This window comes from Labrys sp. 22185, from assembly GCF_052045555.1.
Classification (GTDB): Bacteria; Pseudomonadota; Alphaproteobacteria; order Rhizobiales; family Labraceae; genus Labrys; species Labrys neptuniae.
Genome location: NZ_JBQEPH010000003.1, coordinates 429,097 through 445,225 on the forward strand (window position 1 = coordinate 429,097; position 16,129 = coordinate 445,225).

Here is a 16,129-nt window from a genome sequence, read left to right on the forward strand (position 1 = left end):
GCTCTTGAAGCGTTTTTGAAGGCTGTTCAAAGCCCGGGTTTGAGAGTCAGTCCACTCCAGTTTCAAGTGTCCGGAATTCGTGCTACTCCAATTTCAAGTGTCTAGCGCGCTTCGCCAATTAGACACGCCAGAATCCCGCCAAGCCCTTGTTTTCTGGCCCTTTCCCTGCTGATCCCGGGCAATCCCGGATGATCCCGCCTACTCCAGTTTCAAGTGTCCGATTTCAGTGCTTTGAGAGGTCAGGACCTTGCGCTTCTCATCGACAAGCTCGATCGCGTTCCGGATATCGGGACATACTGGTCCCGTGACCGGCTCTAAAATCGCATTGCAACACGATCGGCCTTCGCGCCTGGCGGTCTGATTTTCGATCGCGCCATTCCTGATGCGAAGCTGCGTTGTGAGCTTGAGTTTTTTATAGCGAGATACCCGAGCTCGACTACCGGAGGAAGCGTTCCCGTGCTCCAATCGGGCTCGAAAACCACATCAGCGGTATCAGGTTGATCACCGGCGACGGACCGGCGTGGAAAGACGTTTTCGTGCAGGTCTTCTCGCGCAATCGCACGCAACACTCTTTCCTCGTTCCTGCCGTCGCCGAGCCACTGATCGTTTGGGTCGTGTCGGGCAGCGCCACCGTCGCAGAACGGGATCTTGGCGGTGAATGGGCCACGAGTCGCGTGAGCGTGGGCGATTTCTTCCTGACGAGGTCACCCACTCCCTATGAACTGCAATGGCAGGCCGATGGCGATCAACCCTTTCAGGTGATGCACCTCTATCTCTCGGTTCCACTCTTCGAGAGGGTCGTGCGAGGGATTCTCGGAAAAGCCTGCAGTGACGTCACCGTGAAGGACGTCTCCGGGGGCAGCGACACCACGCTCTCGCATATCCTGAGCCTCCTTCATGGCGAACTGGCGATGGCAGAAAAAGCAAGCTCGCTGTTTGTTGAAGGCCTGGCCCAGGGCCTGGCTGTGCATCTGGCGCGCCATTATGCGGTTGCAGATACCGATAGGCGCGTCAGAAACGCCTTGCCTGGCTCGAAACTGCGACGGGCGACTGCCTTGATGACAGCCCGGCTCGATCAACCATTTGATCTCAACGGCCTGGCACATGAGGTGGGAATGAGCGAGTTCCATTTCAGTCGGCTTTTCAAGAGGGCGACAGGCCTTTCTCCCTCGCTCTACGTCATTCGCCAGCGAGTGGCCAAGGCGCAGCAATTGCTGCAGGAAACCGACTCCAGCATCCTCGAGATCGGCATGGCCGTCGGCTACTCCAGTCCGAGCCATTTCGCGCAGATCTTCCGTCGTGAAACGGGCCTGTCGCCAAGCGACTACCGTCGCGGCTGAGACGCCAAGCTCGTCAGAAGTCAGAAACGAGCAAGATCCCGACAGCCTCCGCAAGGGGCCGGGAGAAAGAAAGGCCAAGGTTTTCTAGATTCCTCCTTGCCGAAAGCGAACGCCCTTCCGCTCCCCGGATCGGGTTCGAAGTCAACAAGGAGACACGTCATGACCAACCTCAGTGGAAAGGTCGCCCTGATCACCGGCGCATCGAGCGGTATTGGCGCGGCAACGGCCCTCAAGCTCGCAGGTGCAGGTGTCAAGGTCGGCATCGCCGCCAGGCGGACCGATCGCCTCGAAGCGCTGAAAGCCGACATCGCCAAGGAGGGCGGCGAAGCTCTCGTCATCCCGATGGACGTGGTCGATCCGGCCTCCGTCGCGGCCGGCGTCAAGATGCTGGTCGAAGCCTACGGTTCGATCGACATTCTCTTCAACAATGCAGGACTGATGCCACTCTCGGATATCGACCAGTTCAAGACCGCCGAATGGCACCGCATGGTCGAGGTCAATGTCGGGGGCCTGCTCAATACGACGGCGGCGGTGCTGCCGCAGATGATCGAGCAGCATTCGGGGCACATCTTCAATACGTCCTCGATCGCCGGCCGCAAGGTCTTCAAGGGGCTCTCCGTCTATTGCGCCACCAAGCACGCGGTGACCGCCTTCTCCGACGGCCTGCGCATGGAGGTCGGGCAAAAGCACAACATCCGCGTCACCTGCATCCAGCCCGGCGCCGTCGCCACCGAGCTCTATGACCAGATCACAGACGCCGGCTACCGCCAGCAGATGGAGGACCTTGCCAAGCAGATGACCTTCCTGCAGGGCGAAGACGTCGCCGAGACCATTCTGTTTGTGGCCCAGGCACCGGCCCATGTCAACGTTGCGGAACTCTTCGTTCTGCCAATCGAGCAGGGCTGGTAGGCGCCTTGCCGACGATCGCCGGTCACCCCATAGCATTCACGCCAACCGTCACAAGCAAGAAAAGGAAGATGCGCGAGGCTCAGCCTGCGCATCCGGCATCACTCGGCGATCGAGGCCAGAGCAAGGTCAACAACATGCATTTTTGTCGATTGCCTATCATAGTCGTTCACCTCCTTTGGAGGCAACGCCGACTGTCTACCGAAATGACCATCGGATGATAGGATGGGGCTGACGACAGACGCTCCGCGCCGATCGACTGGCGCACGGCGACCTGATTTCGTCGCGAGATGCTCAGGCATCGCCGTGCTCCGCCTGCGGCCTCTCCCGGTGCACTGACAGGACGCTAATCGGCGCTGATCTGTCAGAGCCGTGATTTTGCGTGCGAAGCTCGTATCGCCCACAATAGTCGGGCGACAGGTCGCACTATGCTCTTGCACGACGCATCTCGCTGAAGCTGAGCCATAGAGCGGAAACCAGGAAATAGAAGGCGCCGAGGCCCGCATATCCTGCAATGTCGGCAATCGACGGCAGTTCCGGCATTCGCGCCTGAGCGATGAAGAAGGCACCTGCCACGGCAGACTGACCGCCGCTCAGGATCATGGCCCACTGGCCACCACGCGTCTTCCAGCGGCGAAGCGCCGTGCCCAGTTGCAGGAGACCCGAAAAGATAGCCCAGAGACCAAAGACGCCGAGAACCCAATTCATGCTCATCGTGAGCGCAATAATCACGACAGCGATCATCACCGAACTGACGGCCACGTTGATCGCTTGGCTCCGGTTATTTGCCAAGCCGCCGTTTCGTGCTGCGTCGACGAAGTTGGCCGCTGCGTCCCAGGCCGGATATAGGATGAGCAGGGCCGTCGCGACGGGAAAAGAATGGCGACCGGCGGTCAATGCCGCTGCAACCCAGATTCCAGAAAACACGGCTCGGGCGAAATAATATCGCTTCAACCAATGGTCCTTGTCGCTCGCCGCTAAGCTCTTTTGATCGGTAGGCATGATAGTTTCCTATGAAGTGTTGAAAAAGTTTGGTTTGTTGGTCGATGTCAGCGTGCTGAAATGCCCTGTCGATCGGCTTGATCGGGGAGGCTGGTCCCCGCGCCCTATCGCTGCTCTCATTTCTGATCTCGAGGGCTCATTTGCCGGCAACGCACATGGGTCGCACCGAAGCGAAGAGAACATTCGCCGGACTCGGAGCGCGCATGGATTAGATCCCCGCGTACCACTCGTATCCTCGATCCTCCCAATAGCCGCCGTTTCCGCCCCATAGGCCGGCAAAGCTGTCGACGAGTTCGATGCGCATGATGTATTTCGCCTGCTTGTAACCCAATTGGCGTTCGACCCTCAGGCGCAGCGGGGCGCCATGGCCTATGCTCAGGTCCTGCCCATTCATTTGATAGGCAAGGATAGTCTGCGGGTGAAACGCGTCGATGAGATCGATGCTCTCATAGTACCGGCCACTTCCATCGAGCGTCTTCTCGAGCTCGTCGGCACAATGGAAGACCACGTAGCGCGCCGTGGGCTTCAGGCCGGCCAAGCGCAGGAGGCTCAGGAGCGGAACACCCGTCCACTTGCCGATGGCGCTCCAACCTTCGACGCAGTCATGGCGGGTGATCTGAGTGCGCGCCGGGAGCTTTTTGAGGTCCGCGAGCGATATCTCCTGGGGTCGCTCCACCAAGCCGCCTATCTTCAGTCTCCAGCCCTGGAACTTACCCTCCGCCAGTTCCACATATTCGTCGCTGTCGGGAGCATTGGTGCCATTGACGCGGAAAGAGGGCGAAATATCGCTCTCGGCAAATTCACGCGCCAAGGCATCATGCCCCTGAAGCAGCCGTTGAGCCTTCATCGTCAGCTTCTCCGCTGAACGCAGGACGGCACCAATATCGGCATTTTGCTCCAACGCGTCACAGCCGGGAAGAGCCAGGACACTGGCTCCAAGCATGCTGCCAATCAGGAACCGGCGACGGGTGAGAAGTTGGCTCATGATTTGGGACTCTTTTCGTGAATGGCGTAGCGGCCAGTGATCATCGAGCGAAGATTGTTCCAGGCGCCCGACAGCGCGACCATCACGATGTGGACGATGACGAACAGCACCAGAAGAGATGCCGTGATGAAGTGGATGGTTCGGGCGGATTGGCGCCCGCCAAAGAGGTCGACCAGCGCGGGAAAAGCTGCGTCGATGCCGGGCGACATGGTCAGGCCGGTAAGGACCATCAGGGGCAGCAGAACGACAATCACGGCGAGATAGGTGAGCTTTTGCAGCGCGTTATACCGTCTTGCGTCTTCGCCCTCGGGGAAGCGAAGGCGGGCGTGATCAAGGACTTCGCGCCACAGATGGCGCGGTGAAAGTTCTCGCGTCGTCGGTGCCAGGTCTCGCCTGAAGTGGCCGCTCAAGACACTGAAGCCGAGGTAAAAGATGCCGTTGAGGAGAAACAGCCAGGCAAAGAAGAAATGCCAGCGCCTTCCAGCCGCCAGATCCTGAAACGAAGGTATCGTGGCCCATGGCGGGAAAGCCCGCGATATCGGCTCGCCTTCCAGGTCCGACACCCCCAGAACCCCGGTCGTCGCAAACTGCATGCCGGCGACACGCACAAAACCGCGTGTCTGGGCGCCCTCGCCCTCCGAACCGATGGTCAGGACGGCACGATCCCCGTCTCCCCCATAATGGCCCCAGTACAATTCGGGATGAGCATTGAAGATCTGAAGTCCACTCAAGAGGAGGAAACTCAGGCACAGCGCGTTCAGCCAATGCGTGAGCCGCGTGCTGAGGGAGTGACGGCGGATGAACACCGTTCGCCGATATCGGGCGTTATCATTGCTGGCATTTCCGTTCATGAAGACGCCCTCGGTTCTTGGCATTCATGGGTCTCGGGTCAGGCGGCATTTTCAGGCGCGCCGATCGAACCGGTTGGGCAACCGGGTCGATCGGCGGCGAGGCGCTTCACATGGGCGGAACTACGCCATTCTTTCCGACAAGAACCTGATGGGCGATAGTGCCGGTTCCAGCCTTCTCGGCAGGTACGAAGACGACAGCGCCGGGAACGAGATCGTCCGCGGTCGCCGGCGCAAAGGTCACGATCGGCGTGCCGTCTGGAATGGAAATCTTCTTTTCCTTGCCATGATAGGACACCGTGACCGTCCGGCCATCGACACCTTTGACCGCATCCGCCACGGTAGCATTGGTCATGCTGCTGTTGGGCTTGAGGTCCCAGCCGTAGCTGCCCTCTCCTGTGCCTTTGAGTGCTGGCGGGAAGATGAGCACCTCCAGCGCGCCGTCACCACCGCCCTTCTTGGGCAGCGATGCAATACCGACGAAATCGCCGGGCTTGATGTCGGTTACCTTTGCATTCGCCACGCTGGATACTTTCCAGCCATCAGCAAGGGCCACATCGAGTGTCTCTCCTTCGCGGGTCTTTACCTTGAGGATAGACCCACTGTAATTGAGGATGCTGCCCCGGACATGGATCTGCCCTGCCTTCTTATCTTCGGCATGCACAGGCGATGCCAGCACAGCCGCCGAGGAGAGAGCCGCCAGGCCAAGGGCGAGCGCCGGGAAAAAGTTCTTGATCATTGAATAACTTCCTACTAGTTGGTAGTTTATTGGATATAATTTCTGCGCGGGGCAGACTATTCCGCCCCGAGCGTTGTCAAGCAGCAGGCGACGACAGCCGCTCCAAGGTGGGCGCCAGAATGGTGGCGAACACGTCCGGGGTCCCGTAAGCGCGCGCTGAAAGCATGGCTCCATGCACGGACGCCATGAACGCCTCAGCCTCGATCCGCGGCTCGCTTGACAGCTTCAAGACACCCTCATTCGAGCCACGCTCCAAGACTGACGTCAGCCAACCCGATAGAAACCGGAAAAAGGCCCTCACTTCCACCGCCACTTCCGGGGGCAGCGCCGGCAACTCGCTGGCGAGCAGAGCGCAAACGCAAAAAGGAATGCTCGCATCCTCAATGCACTTGGCCCAGAAGCCCGCATAGGCATTGAGGAGTTCGACAGGGCTGCGCACATTCCGCTCAAGCCCCGCCAAACCCGACTCGGCTTCTTCGCGATATCGCCGCACGAGCGTGCGAACCAAGTCCACCTTGCTTGGAAAATGGTGATGAATACTGGCCTTGCGGATCCCAACGACTTCAGCGATGTCGGCGTAGCTGAAACCGTTATACCCCCCATTCATGACGAGGGAGCGCGCAGAGGCCAGGATATCGTCAGACGTCGTCGAGAGATTGCTCATGGGACTTATCTACCTTTTAGTAGGGAGGCCGTCAAGCGTAAATCTATTTTCCACCTGCTTCATAGCTGAACACGCTCGGCCCCGGCATCGCAAATGACCCGCAAGGCCTTCCACCCTGTTTCAAATCCACCAAATGCCGGGACTAAACACGTAGCCTTGTCGCGACTTCACATCGCCACTGCGGCAGAGCCGGCACTAGTCCTGGAAGCTGGCGCAGGCTTTACGCAGCCAATCGGCGAAGTCCGCAACCTTCCTTCTGGCGTCCTCCTGGGCCGGATAGAAGGCAAAGTAGCCGTAGCCGCTCGACACGACCCGATCGAAGGGTGTCACCAGATCGCCACGCCTGAGATCCTCCACTGCCATGCCCAGATCTCCCGTGACGACACCCAAGCCGGCAGCGGCGGCAGTAAGGGCAAAATCATGGGTATCGAAAACCTGGTGGCTGAAGGCCTTGAAATTATATTGCTCCTCCGCCCGCAGCCAGAGAACCCAATCGCTATGGCGCACGTTCGAATGCAACAAGGTGAACTGCGACAGGTTGTGCAGATTGGCTGGCGACCCGAGCGCGGCGGCCACGCTCGGCGCGCACATCGGCGTCAGGCGTTCTTCCAGGAGGGGAATGACATCCATGCCTGGAGACGTGCCATTGCCATAGGTTATCACCATGTCGACATCCCCCAACCCGAAGGTCGGCCTGATAAACCAGGCCGTGTCGATGCTGATACTCAGGTCCGGATGAGCCTGCTTGAGAAGCGGAAGCCTTGGAAGCAGCCACCTCCGCGCGAAGGTCGGCGTCATGCGCACCGTCAATGTCCGTGACTGGGCCCGCAAGGCTTCGAAAGAGTTCTTGAACGACAGGATCAGGCTTTCGACGATAGGCAGCAGCGCCTGTCCCTGCGCCGACACGACGACCTTGCGCGTATGCCGCTCGAACAGGCTGCAGCTGAAATAGTGTTCCAACTGCTGGATCTGCCGGCTGATCGCACTTTGGCTCAAGTTCAGTTGCTCTGCTGCCAGTGTAAAGCTGCCAGTTGCCGCGACCACGGCGAAGGTTTGAAGCGTCTGCAGGGGAGGCAGGCGATTGGCGTCGATCTTATGCTCCAATTTACCCCCGTCGGTTCAAGGTCCCTGTCGGCAATGTCAAACCATAGGCAAAGCCTGCGCTTTCCAAAAGGGCACAGGCTCCTGACTTACAGGTGGATGGATGGTCGGGCCAGCATTGCACGAACTCGTGCGATCTGGCGGTGGACCTGCCCAGGCGCCGTTCCGCCGGTATGGTTGCGGCTGGCCACGGAGCCTTCCACGGTCAGGACCTGATAGACATCATCGCCGATCACGGACGCAAAGCGACGCATGTCGGCCAGGGCGAGTTGCGACAAGGTTCCAAGCCCCCGCTCCCGGGCCAGGCCGACAATGGCCGCCACCGCATGATGGGCATCGCGAAACGGCAGGCCGGCGCGCACCAGATAGTCCGCAAGGTCGGTCGCAGTCGAATAGCCCTTGTCCGCGGCGGCGAGCATCTTGTCCTTGTGCACCTTGATGGTACGGATCATCTGTGCGACCACGGACACGGCGCCGCGCGTCGTCTCCAGCGTATCGGTAAGCGGTGGCTTGCACTCCTGCTGGTCCTTGTTGAAGGCGAGCGGCAGATTCTTGTTGAGCGTCACCGCAAAACTCAGATTGCCGATCACACGCGCCGCCTTGCCCCGCACGAGTTCGGCGAGATCGGGATTGCGCTTCTGCGGCATGATCGATGAACCGGTGCAGAACTGGTCACCGACCTCGATGAAATCGAACATCGGGGTGCACCACATGATCACTTCCTCGCAAAAGCGGGAGAGGTGGACCATGATGAGAGCACCGGCATTGGCGATGTCGCAGATGTAGTCGCGATCGGAGACCGCATCCAGCGAGTTGTGGCAGACGTCGGCAAAGCCGAGGGCCTGCGCACTATATTCGGGATCGATGGGGTAGCCGCTGCCGGCAAGGGCTGCGGCCCCCAGGGGCGAGACGTTGAGGCGGCTCCGCGCCTGGCCCACGCGCTCGAGGTCACGCAGGAACATTTCCGCATAGGCCATCAGATGATGGCCGAAGGTGATGGGCTGGGCGACCTGCAAATGGGTGAAGCCCGGCATGATGGTCGCGGCTTGCTGTTCGGCAAGATCGACGAAGGACGCGATGAGGACCTTGATCTCGCCGGCGAGCGCATCGAGCTCGTCACGGGCGTAGAGGCGGATATCGGTGGCATTCTGGTCGTTGCGCGAGCGGGCGGTGTGGAGCCTCTTGCCGGCATCGCCGACGAGGTCGGTCAGGCGCTGCTCGACATTCATGTGAACGTCTTCCAGCTCCTTCTTCCATGCGAAGGTGCCCTCGCGCATTTCCCGCGCGATCGCCGCAAGCCCACCCTGGATGGCCTCGTTGTCGGCTGGCGAAATGATCCCGGCACGCGCGAGCATGTCGGCATGGACCCGCGATCCGGCCACATCGTGCAAGGCAATGCGCTTGTCCTGATCCAGGCATTCGTGGAAATCCCGGAAGTCGGCGGACACCGGTTCCTTGAACAGGGGAGACCAGGTCTTGTCGGTAGAGGTTGTCATGCCTTAGCTCCTGACATTGGAATTGCGGGGGACGGATGCCGGAGCAAGGCGGACAGGCAATGAACTGCCGGTTGGCGCTCCAGATTCAGCACGAAGTCCCGGATGGCGTCGCTGCGCTCAAGCCCGACGACGCCGGATGCCAGGCCGGTGAACTTGGCGATCACGGCTTCATCGGCCATCGGGTTTGCCGGACTGCCCAATGGCTGTTCCACCGTCTCGACGAAGCGGCGACCGTCCCCGGTGGTGACGGCAATCACGGGCTCGGCATCATCGCTCATGTCTGGATCGGCCTCTGTCCAGATGAACGACAACCAGCGCGCGATCTGGGGATGCGTGCGAGCAGTCTCCCCGAGTTCTGCCAAGGTCACCTGTCCGTATTGGAGCCTGGCGGCCAGGGCATAGGGCAAGCTCATCTGGGCATCGGCCCGGGTTGATACCGATTTTCCGCCGCACATGCCGATCTGAAAGGCACTCATGCGCACCTCGATTGCCGCGACGTCTTCGGGCACGAGCCCCTCCCGGCCGAGAACGAGCCCGATGGCGTCGATGGCCGAATGCGTTCCGCGGCAGGTGGCATAAGGCTTGATCGAACAGCGGTTCAAACGCCAGTTCTGGCCGAAATCCGAGACCAGCAGGCCCGTATCGCCGGTGTGGCGTGCGAAGGTCGAAAAGAAACCTCCCCAACATTGCGCATCGAAGAGTGCCGCCGGACCGGTCAGCGAAGCGCGAGCCAGTTTTGCGGCGATCAGGCCTCCCTCGGCTGCGCGCCCGGCGTGGAGTTTCTTGGCCTGGCTCCCATCCTGGATGAAGGCCCAGGTCCCGCCGGCATAGGAACAAGCCAAGCCCAGTGCGGAAGTCAATTGCGGCGTATCGAGGCCAAGCAGCACGCCGGCTGCCGCCGCAGCGCCGAAGACGCCGCAGGTACCGGTCGAATGCCAGCCCAGCCCGTTATGGGCTTCATAGCCACCGGAGGCTTCCAGCACGCGGCGACCGACCTCATAGCCGATCAGGATGCTCTCCAGGAAACGAGCCCCGTCGACGGGAGCCCCGACATCGGTCAAGGCGGCAAGAACCGCCGGCAGGACGACTGCACCGGAATGATCGCAGCCGCCGGCATCGTCGAGCTCGAAGGCGTGGGCCGACACACCGTTGACGAAGCTCGCGGTCCGGTTGTCCAGCATGAGGCCGATACCCCAGACGGGCGTGTCACCGGTGTCCCGCCCCAGGCCGAGGCCGTGGATCACGGACCGTGTTTCCGGCGAAGCCGATCCGGCCAGGGCCGCGCCGAGCGTGTCGAGGATATGAAGTTTCGCCTTGTGGACGGTAGCGGCGGGAAAGTCCGAGAACCGGACCTGCCCGATCTTGCGCGCCAGGTTTTCTGCCAGAAATTCACTCATCGCAGGCCTCTTCCCTGCGGTAGGCCTCGAAGACTTCCAGCGGATGGTCGGCAGGTGCGGGCGACACCCGCTGCGCCGCCCACGCCGCCAGGTCTCCGCCCGTCGTCAACCAGACATCGTCATGGTCGAGCATGTGATGCAGCAGGTCCTGGAGAATGAAGATACGGCCGGGCGTACCCAGCATTTCGGGGCGGACCTGGAGCACGTAGCACAGGCCATAGCGCCGATAGGCGTCGAATTCGGTGATCCAGTTGTGCAGGACGCCGTCGTAGGACGCGATACGCCCAAGGCCCTTCGGGAAGGGAGGCGTGAAATTGAACTGAAAATAGGGTCGATCCTCCAGCTCGATATGGACGGGGATCTCGACCAGCGAAGAGCGGTGCAGATAGGGCAGATCATCACCGTTGAGCGAGGCCGACCATTTGAAGCCGGCCTCGACCAAACACTGGTCGAAATGCCGCGGCCATCTTCCTTGCGGCAGACGAAAGCCATCGGCCGGGCGGCCTGCGATGTCTTCGATGATGGCACGCGAGCGCAGCAGGATTTCCTTGTGCTCTTCGGCCGGAAGCCTCCCGAAATCCTCAAAGGCCAGGCCACGGCAGGCGATCTCATGGCTGCTGCTGATCCGCCTCACGAGATCGGCATGTTTTTGAGCGACGAGCCCCGGCACGAACCAGCTGGTCCGCAGCGCCAGCTCATCGAACAGGTCCAGGAGGCGATCGACGCCGCGCCTGGCACCATATTCCCACACCGAGAAACTCTTGCTCCGGTTCCTGAGATCGGGTGCCCGAGCGATGGCATCCAGGCCATCGTCGAACAGCACGCTCACCACCACGGCGCAGGATTTGCCCGCCGGCCAGGAAAACCTTTCGGACGCATCGACGTTTTTAAAAACGGTCATGTCACGCAATCACTTCGTCGGAAAAACCGTGCAGATCGAGCCACCACAGCGCGACGTCGCGGCAGCGGGCGACCCAGACATCGTCATGGGCGCGGATTGCCTCGAACAGGCCGCGCAGAATGGCGAGGCGGCCAGGCTTGGCGGACACTTTGGGATGGAAAATCGTGGTCCAGCACAATCCGTCGCGGTGAAAGCCCTCGAATTCGGCTCGCCAATTGCGTTCCACCGCCCGGAAATCGGGAATGCGATCGAGGCCCACGGGAAAATCCGGATCCTCGAAATAGGCGAGCGCCGTATAGTCGTCGATATCCCAACGGCCGGGTATTTCGACCAGCCCCGGCTTGCCGTCCGAGGAAGGATGGAAATAGGGGCGATCGTCCCCACGCATCGAACTTGAATAGACAATGCCGAAATCGCGCAGCAGCGCCGCTGTCTGCAGGCTCCAGTCCCCCGACGGCGTGCGAAAGCCGACCGGCCCGATCCCGAGCCTCTGTCTGAACACGGCCGCCGAGCGGTGCATGATCTCGAGCTGCTGGTCGGGCGTGCAGTCGATGAAGACTTCGTGGCGATGGCCGTGATAGGCGATTTCGTGCCCTGCCCGCAGGATCGCCTCGCATCGGGCCGGCCAATGCTCGACCACCCAGGTGGGGACGAAGAAGGTGGCGACGAGACTGTATTCTTCAAGCAGCCCCAGCAGGCGCGGCACGGCCCGCCAGGGGCCGTAGGCGCCCTCGGTGAAGTAACGCAGATTGTCGCGCAGGCTGCCGTTGAGCATGGCATCGCCCGTCGGTCCGTCGACATCGAAGGCCAGGGCGACGGCAGATCGTTTTCCGGAGGGCCAGGAAGGGCGCCTGCGGCCGTCATAAGGAGAGTCCAACATTTGAATATGACCGACGAGCGGTGCGAGGCGAGCAGCGACCCCAGCGCATTGTCGCCTTGGGGTCGCCCGCCGCCTGCCCGGCCGCTATTTCACACCATTGATGACGGCTTTCTCCACGGCATTGTGGTTCAAGCCCCATTTCTTCAGGAGGTCGGCATAGGTGCCGTCCTTGATCAGACTATCCAAGGTCTGGGCGACGGCGTCGCGCAGGGCAGTGTTCGATTTCTTGAAGCCCATGCCAAAGACGTCGTTGGTGAGGATCGGCTCACCGACCATGACATAGGTGTCAGGCTCGACGCTCATCTGATAGGCGATGGTCTCGACGCCCTGAACGACGGCATCATAGCGCCCCTGGCGCATGCCGAGGCGAGCCGCGTTGGAATCCGCCGTGCCGTCGAACTGGACGGCCGGCTTGCCCTTGCCGACGCAATTGCTCTCGCTCCAAGCCTTCACATTGTCGGGAAATGTGCCGGTGCGGCTTCCAGCGATCTTCTGGCCGCACAGATCCGTACTGGTCTTGTATTTGTCGGCATTGGCCTTGGTGGTGAAGAAGATCGGGCCGCTCGTGATGTAGTCCACGAAATCCATGACTTCCTGGCGCTTGGGGTTGTCGCTCATGCCGGAAATGATCACATCGCCCCGCCCCGTCTGCAGGCCGCTTTGCAGCTCGGCAAAGGCGGAATTGATGAAGATGACCTCCAGGCCCAGCTTCTTTCCGATGGCGTTGGCCAGATCGACGTCGAAGCCATCCTGCACGCCGCTCTTCTGGTTCACGAACTCCATGGGCGGATAGATCGGGTTGATCAGGACACGCAGCTCTCCCTCGGTCTTCAGATTGAGCTTGTTGTCCGCGAAAGCGCTGGTTGCGGCGAGTATCGCCACGGTAGCCGCCAAGAGCGACAAACCCTTCATTGTGTTCTCCTCTTTCATGTTTGTTGTCATAGGACCGCGGAAACGAAGCTCTTCACGCGAGGGTTCTGCGGGTTTTCCAGGATCTCGGCAGGCGTGCCGCAGGCCACGATGGTGCCTCGATCCATGAACAGCACGCGGTCGGCGACCTCACGGCAGAAGCCGATTTCATGGGTGACCACGATCATGGTGGTGCCGGACTTGGCCAGTTCCTTCATGACGCCGAGCACCTCACCCACCAACTCGGGATCGAGCGCCGAAGTCGGCTCGTCGAACAGCATCGCCTCCGGCTTCATGGCGAGGGCCCGCGCGATCGCCACGCGCTGCTGCTGGCCGCCCGAGAGTTCCGAGGGATAGGAGCCGGCCTTGTCGGCCAGGCCGACGCGCCGCAACAGGGAACGCGCCTCCTCCCGGCAGGCTTCGCCATTGCGCCTTTGCACCTTGATCGGGCCTTCGGTAGTGTTTTCGAGGACCGTCTTGTTGGGAAACAAATGGAAGCGCTGGAACACCATGCCGACGGCCTGGCGCTGGCGCGCGACGGCCCGGTCACCGAGGGGATAGAGCTTGTCATCCTTGCGGCGATAACCGGCAATCTCACCATTGACGATGATGATGCCTTCATCGACGCTTTCGAGCTGGTTGATGCAGCGCAGGAACGTGCTCTTGCCGGAACCGGACGGGCCGATCACGCAGACGACCTCGCCCTTTGCGATCTCGAAGTCGATATCTTTGAGGACCTGGAATTGTCCGAAGGACTTCTGCACGCCCTTGATGGAGATCACCGGGGTCATTTCGCCACCTCTTCCGCCGGCAGGTTCGGCATCGGCCCCTTGGCTTGGTCGCGACGGCCCCAGCCACGCGAGAAATAGCGCTCGATATAAATCTGGATACCGCTGAGTACGGTGACGACGACCATGTACCAGATGGTTGCGACGATCAGCAGTTCGATCACGCGCGAATTGGCGTAATAGACGTCTTCCACGCTGCGCAGCACTTCCGAATACTGGATGACGCTGGCGAGCGACGTCAGCTTCACCATGCCGATGGTCTCGTTGCCGATAGGCGGCACGATCACGCGCATGGCCTGCGGCAAGACGATGCCGACCATGGCTCGGAACTTGGTCATCCCGATCGAGAGAGCGGCTTCGGTTTGACCGCGATCAACGGAGAGCAGGCCGGCGCGCACCACTTCGGCCGTATAGGCGCCTTGCTGAATGCCGAGCCCGAGCAAAGCCGCCATGAACGGCGTCATCACATCGACCGTATTGACCGAATAGAGGCCGAAGAAACTGATGGTGGGGAAGATCAGCGCGAGATTGAACCACAAAAGCAACTGAAGAAGCGTCGGCGTTCCGCGGAAAAGCCAGACATAGCCACTGGAGATCGCCTGCAGCACCTTGTTGTCGGACATCCGCATGATCGCGGCGGCGATGCCGAGCGTAACGCCAAGCGCCATGGCACAGAATGTCATGACGATTGTGCCTACCACACCGAGCATGACGGGTTGGGAGAACAGATATTCCACAACATAAGACCAAGCAATGTCGCCGGTTCTAAATGCATTCCCAATAAAAACGAGTGTCAGGATACAAAGGAATGCCAGCAAAGTCGTGCCGTACTTCCTTGGCTTGACGATCGTCAACCCACCATTACCCTGCAAGGGCGCACCATTCATGCACTATCCCCGTTCCGGCGTTCGCCAGCTTATTGTGGATGCTGACTTTATTTTAGTTCCAGAATGAGATTACGCTGAGCGGATGGACCAATACAAACGAGTTATGGGCATGGAATTAATGCGTGAATCGCATAAATCCCATGCTGCCCAGGGCGGATGTATCCGGGCTCCTGTTTAAACGTCGCGATCGTATTATCAGAGGAACGCGTCGAAGCCTCGATACCGACAGGCCGGCAGCAGGGAACATGCCCTCGATACGCCTTCAGGCGAAGGACAGGGCGCAGGTGGCGCGGAGCCGATCCGTGCGACGGCAAATTGACCGCACGAGCAGCGTGACGGCAATGTTCGGATCGTCATCTACTGCTCGAGTGGGACAGCCCCAATACCAACGTCCTGAGCCTAAGGGTATCGCTGCCCCGGATGGCGCAAGGCCAATGGCACCCCCGCTAAGATCAACAAGAGGGTGGCCAATGGAAGCACGGCTGCAAAGCCGATCAAATGAAACCCGTAAGCGCCCGCCAATCCGCCTGTCAGAAAGGCACCAAGCAAAGAGCACAGCAAGGAGAGCTTCGTTCGATCAGCGACAACCCTGGCACCGGGAGTATTTGTCGTCCTGTTCCAATAGAAAAGCTTGCCCAGTTCTATTCCAAGATCCGTCACCATGCCGGTCAGATGGGTAGTCCGAATTCGTGCCCGGGAAATCTTGGTGATGATTGCGTTTTGCAGGCCCATGATAAAGCACAGCAATGGAATGGCCACCGGTACGAAGAAGACCCGGTGATTGTAGAGGCCGCCGATCAGACCAAAGAGGAGCAATAGAATCGCCTCTACGACCAGCGGAAAGGCATATTGACCATAGGCGCGATGCCGCCGCCCCCAATGGATCAGGAAAGCCGAACAGGCGGCGCCCAGAAGGAATGCCGTCAACGCACCCAAGCCCCCCAGCACCAGATGTGTGGCCCCAAGCGCGAGGTTGTCGGCCAGCGACGAGATCACGCCGGACATATGGGAGGTATACTGTCCGACAGCGAGGAACCCTCCTGCATTCACGCCACCGGCGATGAAGCATAGGGCGACGCCGAGTCGGGTATCTGCGCTTTCGTTGCGCTCGACACCGACCGCACCTTGCAGACCATCGACAAACTGGACTGCTAAAGTACGCCTTTTCGAATGATCAGAAAATTCGCTCATTACGTACCAGACACCAAATCTAAAGTTTACTCGAATTCATATTTTTACTTTTAATGAAAAATCCAAACTAAAATACCAATGGTATATTTATATAT

The 16,129-nt window shown here is 60.2% G+C and carries 16 protein-coding genes; 2 read left to right on the plus strand and 14 right to left on the minus strand.

The genetic code is table 11. The features are described 5' to 3' along the window. Window positions 1–422 precede the first annotated feature (422 nt). Together ACTJKX_RS09435 and ACTJKX_RS09440 are read left to right on the plus strand one after the other, a co-directional pair. Window positions 423–1,340 (plus strand): helix-turn-helix domain-containing protein, encoded by a 918-nt coding sequence (locus ACTJKX_RS09435; protein WP_440725168.1) that lies wholly within the window; start codon window positions 423–425, stop codon window positions 1,338–1,340. Between the two features lie 159 nt (window positions 1,341–1,499). Further along, window positions 1,500–2,249 carry an SDR family oxidoreductase gene (locus tag ACTJKX_RS09440; RefSeq protein WP_440725102.1) on the plus strand — a complete coding sequence of 250 codons (750 nt, stop codon included), beginning with the start codon at window positions 1,500–1,502 and terminating at the stop codon, window positions 2,247–2,249. A 423-nt stretch (window positions 2,250–2,672) separates the two neighbouring features. Here the strand turns inward: ACTJKX_RS09440 and ACTJKX_RS09445 are convergent, their stop codons facing one another. The 14 genes from ACTJKX_RS09445 to ACTJKX_RS09510 form a co-directional block, all read right to left on the minus strand. Beyond that, entirely contained in the window at window positions 2,673–3,248 is a 576-nt protein-coding gene (locus ACTJKX_RS09445) for a DUF308 domain-containing protein (protein WP_440725103.1), read from the minus strand. A 208-nt stretch (window positions 3,249–3,456) separates the two neighbouring features. Beyond that, a complete protein-coding gene (locus ACTJKX_RS09450) occupies window positions 3,457–4,233 on the minus strand; it encodes a molybdopterin-binding protein (protein WP_367624816.1) in 777 nt (258 codons plus the stop codon). Continuing rightward, the gene (locus ACTJKX_RS09455) at window positions 4,230–5,084 is read right to left on the minus strand and encodes a cytochrome b/b6 domain-containing protein (protein ID WP_440725104.1); all 855 of its coding nucleotides are present in this window, start codon (window positions 5,082–5,084) and stop codon (window positions 4,230–4,232) included. Before ACTJKX_RS09455 ends, ACTJKX_RS09450 begins: the two co-directional genes overlap by 4 nt. Window positions 5,085–5,190: 106 nt before the next feature. After that, window positions 5,191–5,820, minus strand: coding sequence for a hypothetical protein (locus tag ACTJKX_RS09460; protein WP_394311626.1), 630 nt, complete (start codon window positions 5,818–5,820; stop codon window positions 5,191–5,193). Between the two features lie 76 nt (window positions 5,821–5,896). Beyond that, entirely contained in the window at window positions 5,897–6,484 is a 588-nt protein-coding gene (locus tag ACTJKX_RS09465) for a TetR/AcrR family transcriptional regulator (protein ID WP_367624818.1), read from the minus strand. Between the two features lie 195 nt (window positions 6,485–6,679). Then, window positions 6,680–7,588, minus strand: a complete 909-nt coding sequence (locus ACTJKX_RS09470) for a LysR substrate-binding domain-containing protein (protein WP_311937257.1) — start codon at window positions 7,586–7,588, stop codon at window positions 6,680–6,682. Between the two features lie 86 nt (window positions 7,589–7,674). Next, window positions 7,675–9,081: an argininosuccinate lyase gene (argH, locus tag ACTJKX_RS09475; RefSeq protein ID WP_440725105.1), complete on the minus strand. Its 1,407-nt coding sequence runs from the start codon at window positions 9,079–9,081 to the stop codon at window positions 7,675–7,677. After that, window positions 9,078–10,478 (minus strand): MmgE/PrpD family protein, encoded by a 1,401-nt coding sequence (locus ACTJKX_RS09480; protein ID WP_440725106.1) that lies wholly within the window; start codon window positions 10,476–10,478, stop codon window positions 9,078–9,080. The genes argH and ACTJKX_RS09480 overlap by 4 nt, the downstream gene beginning before the upstream one ends. Then, complete coding sequence (locus ACTJKX_RS09485) at window positions 10,471–11,379, minus strand: polysaccharide deacetylase family protein (RefSeq protein ID WP_440725107.1); 909 nt, start codon at window positions 11,377–11,379, stop codon at window positions 10,471–10,473. Before ACTJKX_RS09485 ends, ACTJKX_RS09480 begins: the two co-directional genes overlap by 8 nt. A gap of 1 nt (window position 11,380) precedes the next feature. Further along, a complete protein-coding gene (locus tag ACTJKX_RS09490) occupies window positions 11,381–12,259 on the minus strand; it encodes a polysaccharide deacetylase family protein (RefSeq protein ID WP_440725108.1) in 879 nt (292 codons plus the stop codon). Between the two features lie 84 nt (window positions 12,260–12,343). Then, a complete protein-coding gene (locus ACTJKX_RS09495; RefSeq protein ID WP_440725109.1) occupies window positions 12,344–13,171 on the minus strand; it encodes an ABC transporter substrate-binding protein in 828 nt (275 codons plus the stop codon). Window positions 13,172–13,197: 26 nt separating this feature from the next. After that, on the minus strand, window positions 13,198–13,959 hold the full coding sequence (locus ACTJKX_RS09500) for an amino acid ABC transporter ATP-binding protein (protein ID WP_440725110.1): 762 nt from the start codon (window positions 13,957–13,959) through the stop codon (window positions 13,198–13,200). Then, window positions 13,956–14,843, minus strand: a complete 888-nt coding sequence (locus ACTJKX_RS09505) for an amino acid ABC transporter permease (protein ID WP_440725111.1) — start codon at window positions 14,841–14,843, stop codon at window positions 13,956–13,958. The genes ACTJKX_RS09500 and ACTJKX_RS09505 overlap by 4 nt, the downstream gene beginning before the upstream one ends. 399 nt (window positions 14,844–15,242) lie before the next feature. Further along, a complete protein-coding gene (locus ACTJKX_RS09510) occupies window positions 15,243–16,034 on the minus strand; it encodes a YoaK family protein (RefSeq protein ID WP_440725112.1) in 792 nt (263 codons plus the stop codon). Window positions 16,035–16,129 lie beyond the last annotated feature (95 nt).

Bases quoted from the DNA above. Each gene is read 5' to 3' on its own strand.
- argH (WP_440725105.1), bottom strand. From the start codon at position 9,081: ATGACAACCTCTACCGACAAGACCTGGTCTCCCCTGTTCAAGGAACCG.
- ACTJKX_RS09440 (WP_440725102.1), top strand. From the start codon at position 1,500: ATGACCAACCTCAGTGGAAAGGTCGCCCTGATCACCGGCGCATCGAGC.
- ACTJKX_RS09480 (WP_440725106.1), bottom strand. From the start codon at position 10,478: ATGAGTGAATTTCTGGCAGAAAACCTGGCGCGCAAGATCGGGCAGGTC.
- ACTJKX_RS09450 (WP_367624816.1), bottom strand. From the start codon at position 4,233: ATGAGCCAACTTCTCACCCGTCGCCGGTTCCTGATTGGCAGCATGCTT.
- ACTJKX_RS09445 (WP_440725103.1), bottom strand. From the start codon at position 3,248: ATGCCTACCGATCAAAAGAGCTTAGCGGCGAGCGACAAGGACCATTGG.
- ACTJKX_RS09490 (WP_440725108.1), bottom strand. From the start codon at position 12,259: ATGTTGGACTCTCCTTATGACGGCCGCAGGCGCCCTTCCTGGCCCTCC.
- ACTJKX_RS09500 (WP_440725110.1), bottom strand. From the start codon at position 13,959: ATGACCCCGGTGATCTCCATCAAGGGCGTGCAGAAGTCCTTCGGACAA.
- ACTJKX_RS09460 (WP_394311626.1), bottom strand. From the start codon at position 5,820: ATGATCAAGAACTTTTTCCCGGCGCTCGCCCTTGGCCTGGCGGCTCTC.
- ACTJKX_RS09505 (WP_440725111.1), bottom strand. From the start codon at position 14,843: ATGAATGGTGCGCCCTTGCAGGGTAATGGTGGGTTGACGATCGTCAAG.
- ACTJKX_RS09510 (WP_440725112.1), bottom strand. From the start codon at position 16,034: ATGAGCGAATTTTCTGATCATTCGAAAAGGCGTACTTTAGCAGTCCAG.
- ACTJKX_RS09495 (WP_440725109.1), bottom strand. From the start codon at position 13,171: ATGAAGGGTTTGTCGCTCTTGGCGGCTACCGTGGCGATACTCGCCGCA.
- ACTJKX_RS09485 (WP_440725107.1), bottom strand. From the start codon at position 11,379: ATGACCGTTTTTAAAAACGTCGATGCGTCCGAAAGGTTTTCCTGGCCG.
- ACTJKX_RS09465 (WP_367624818.1), bottom strand. From the start codon at position 6,484: ATGAGCAATCTCTCGACGACGTCTGACGATATCCTGGCCTCTGCGCGC.
- ACTJKX_RS09455 (WP_440725104.1), bottom strand. From the start codon at position 5,084: ATGAACGGAAATGCCAGCAATGATAACGCCCGATATCGGCGAACGGTG.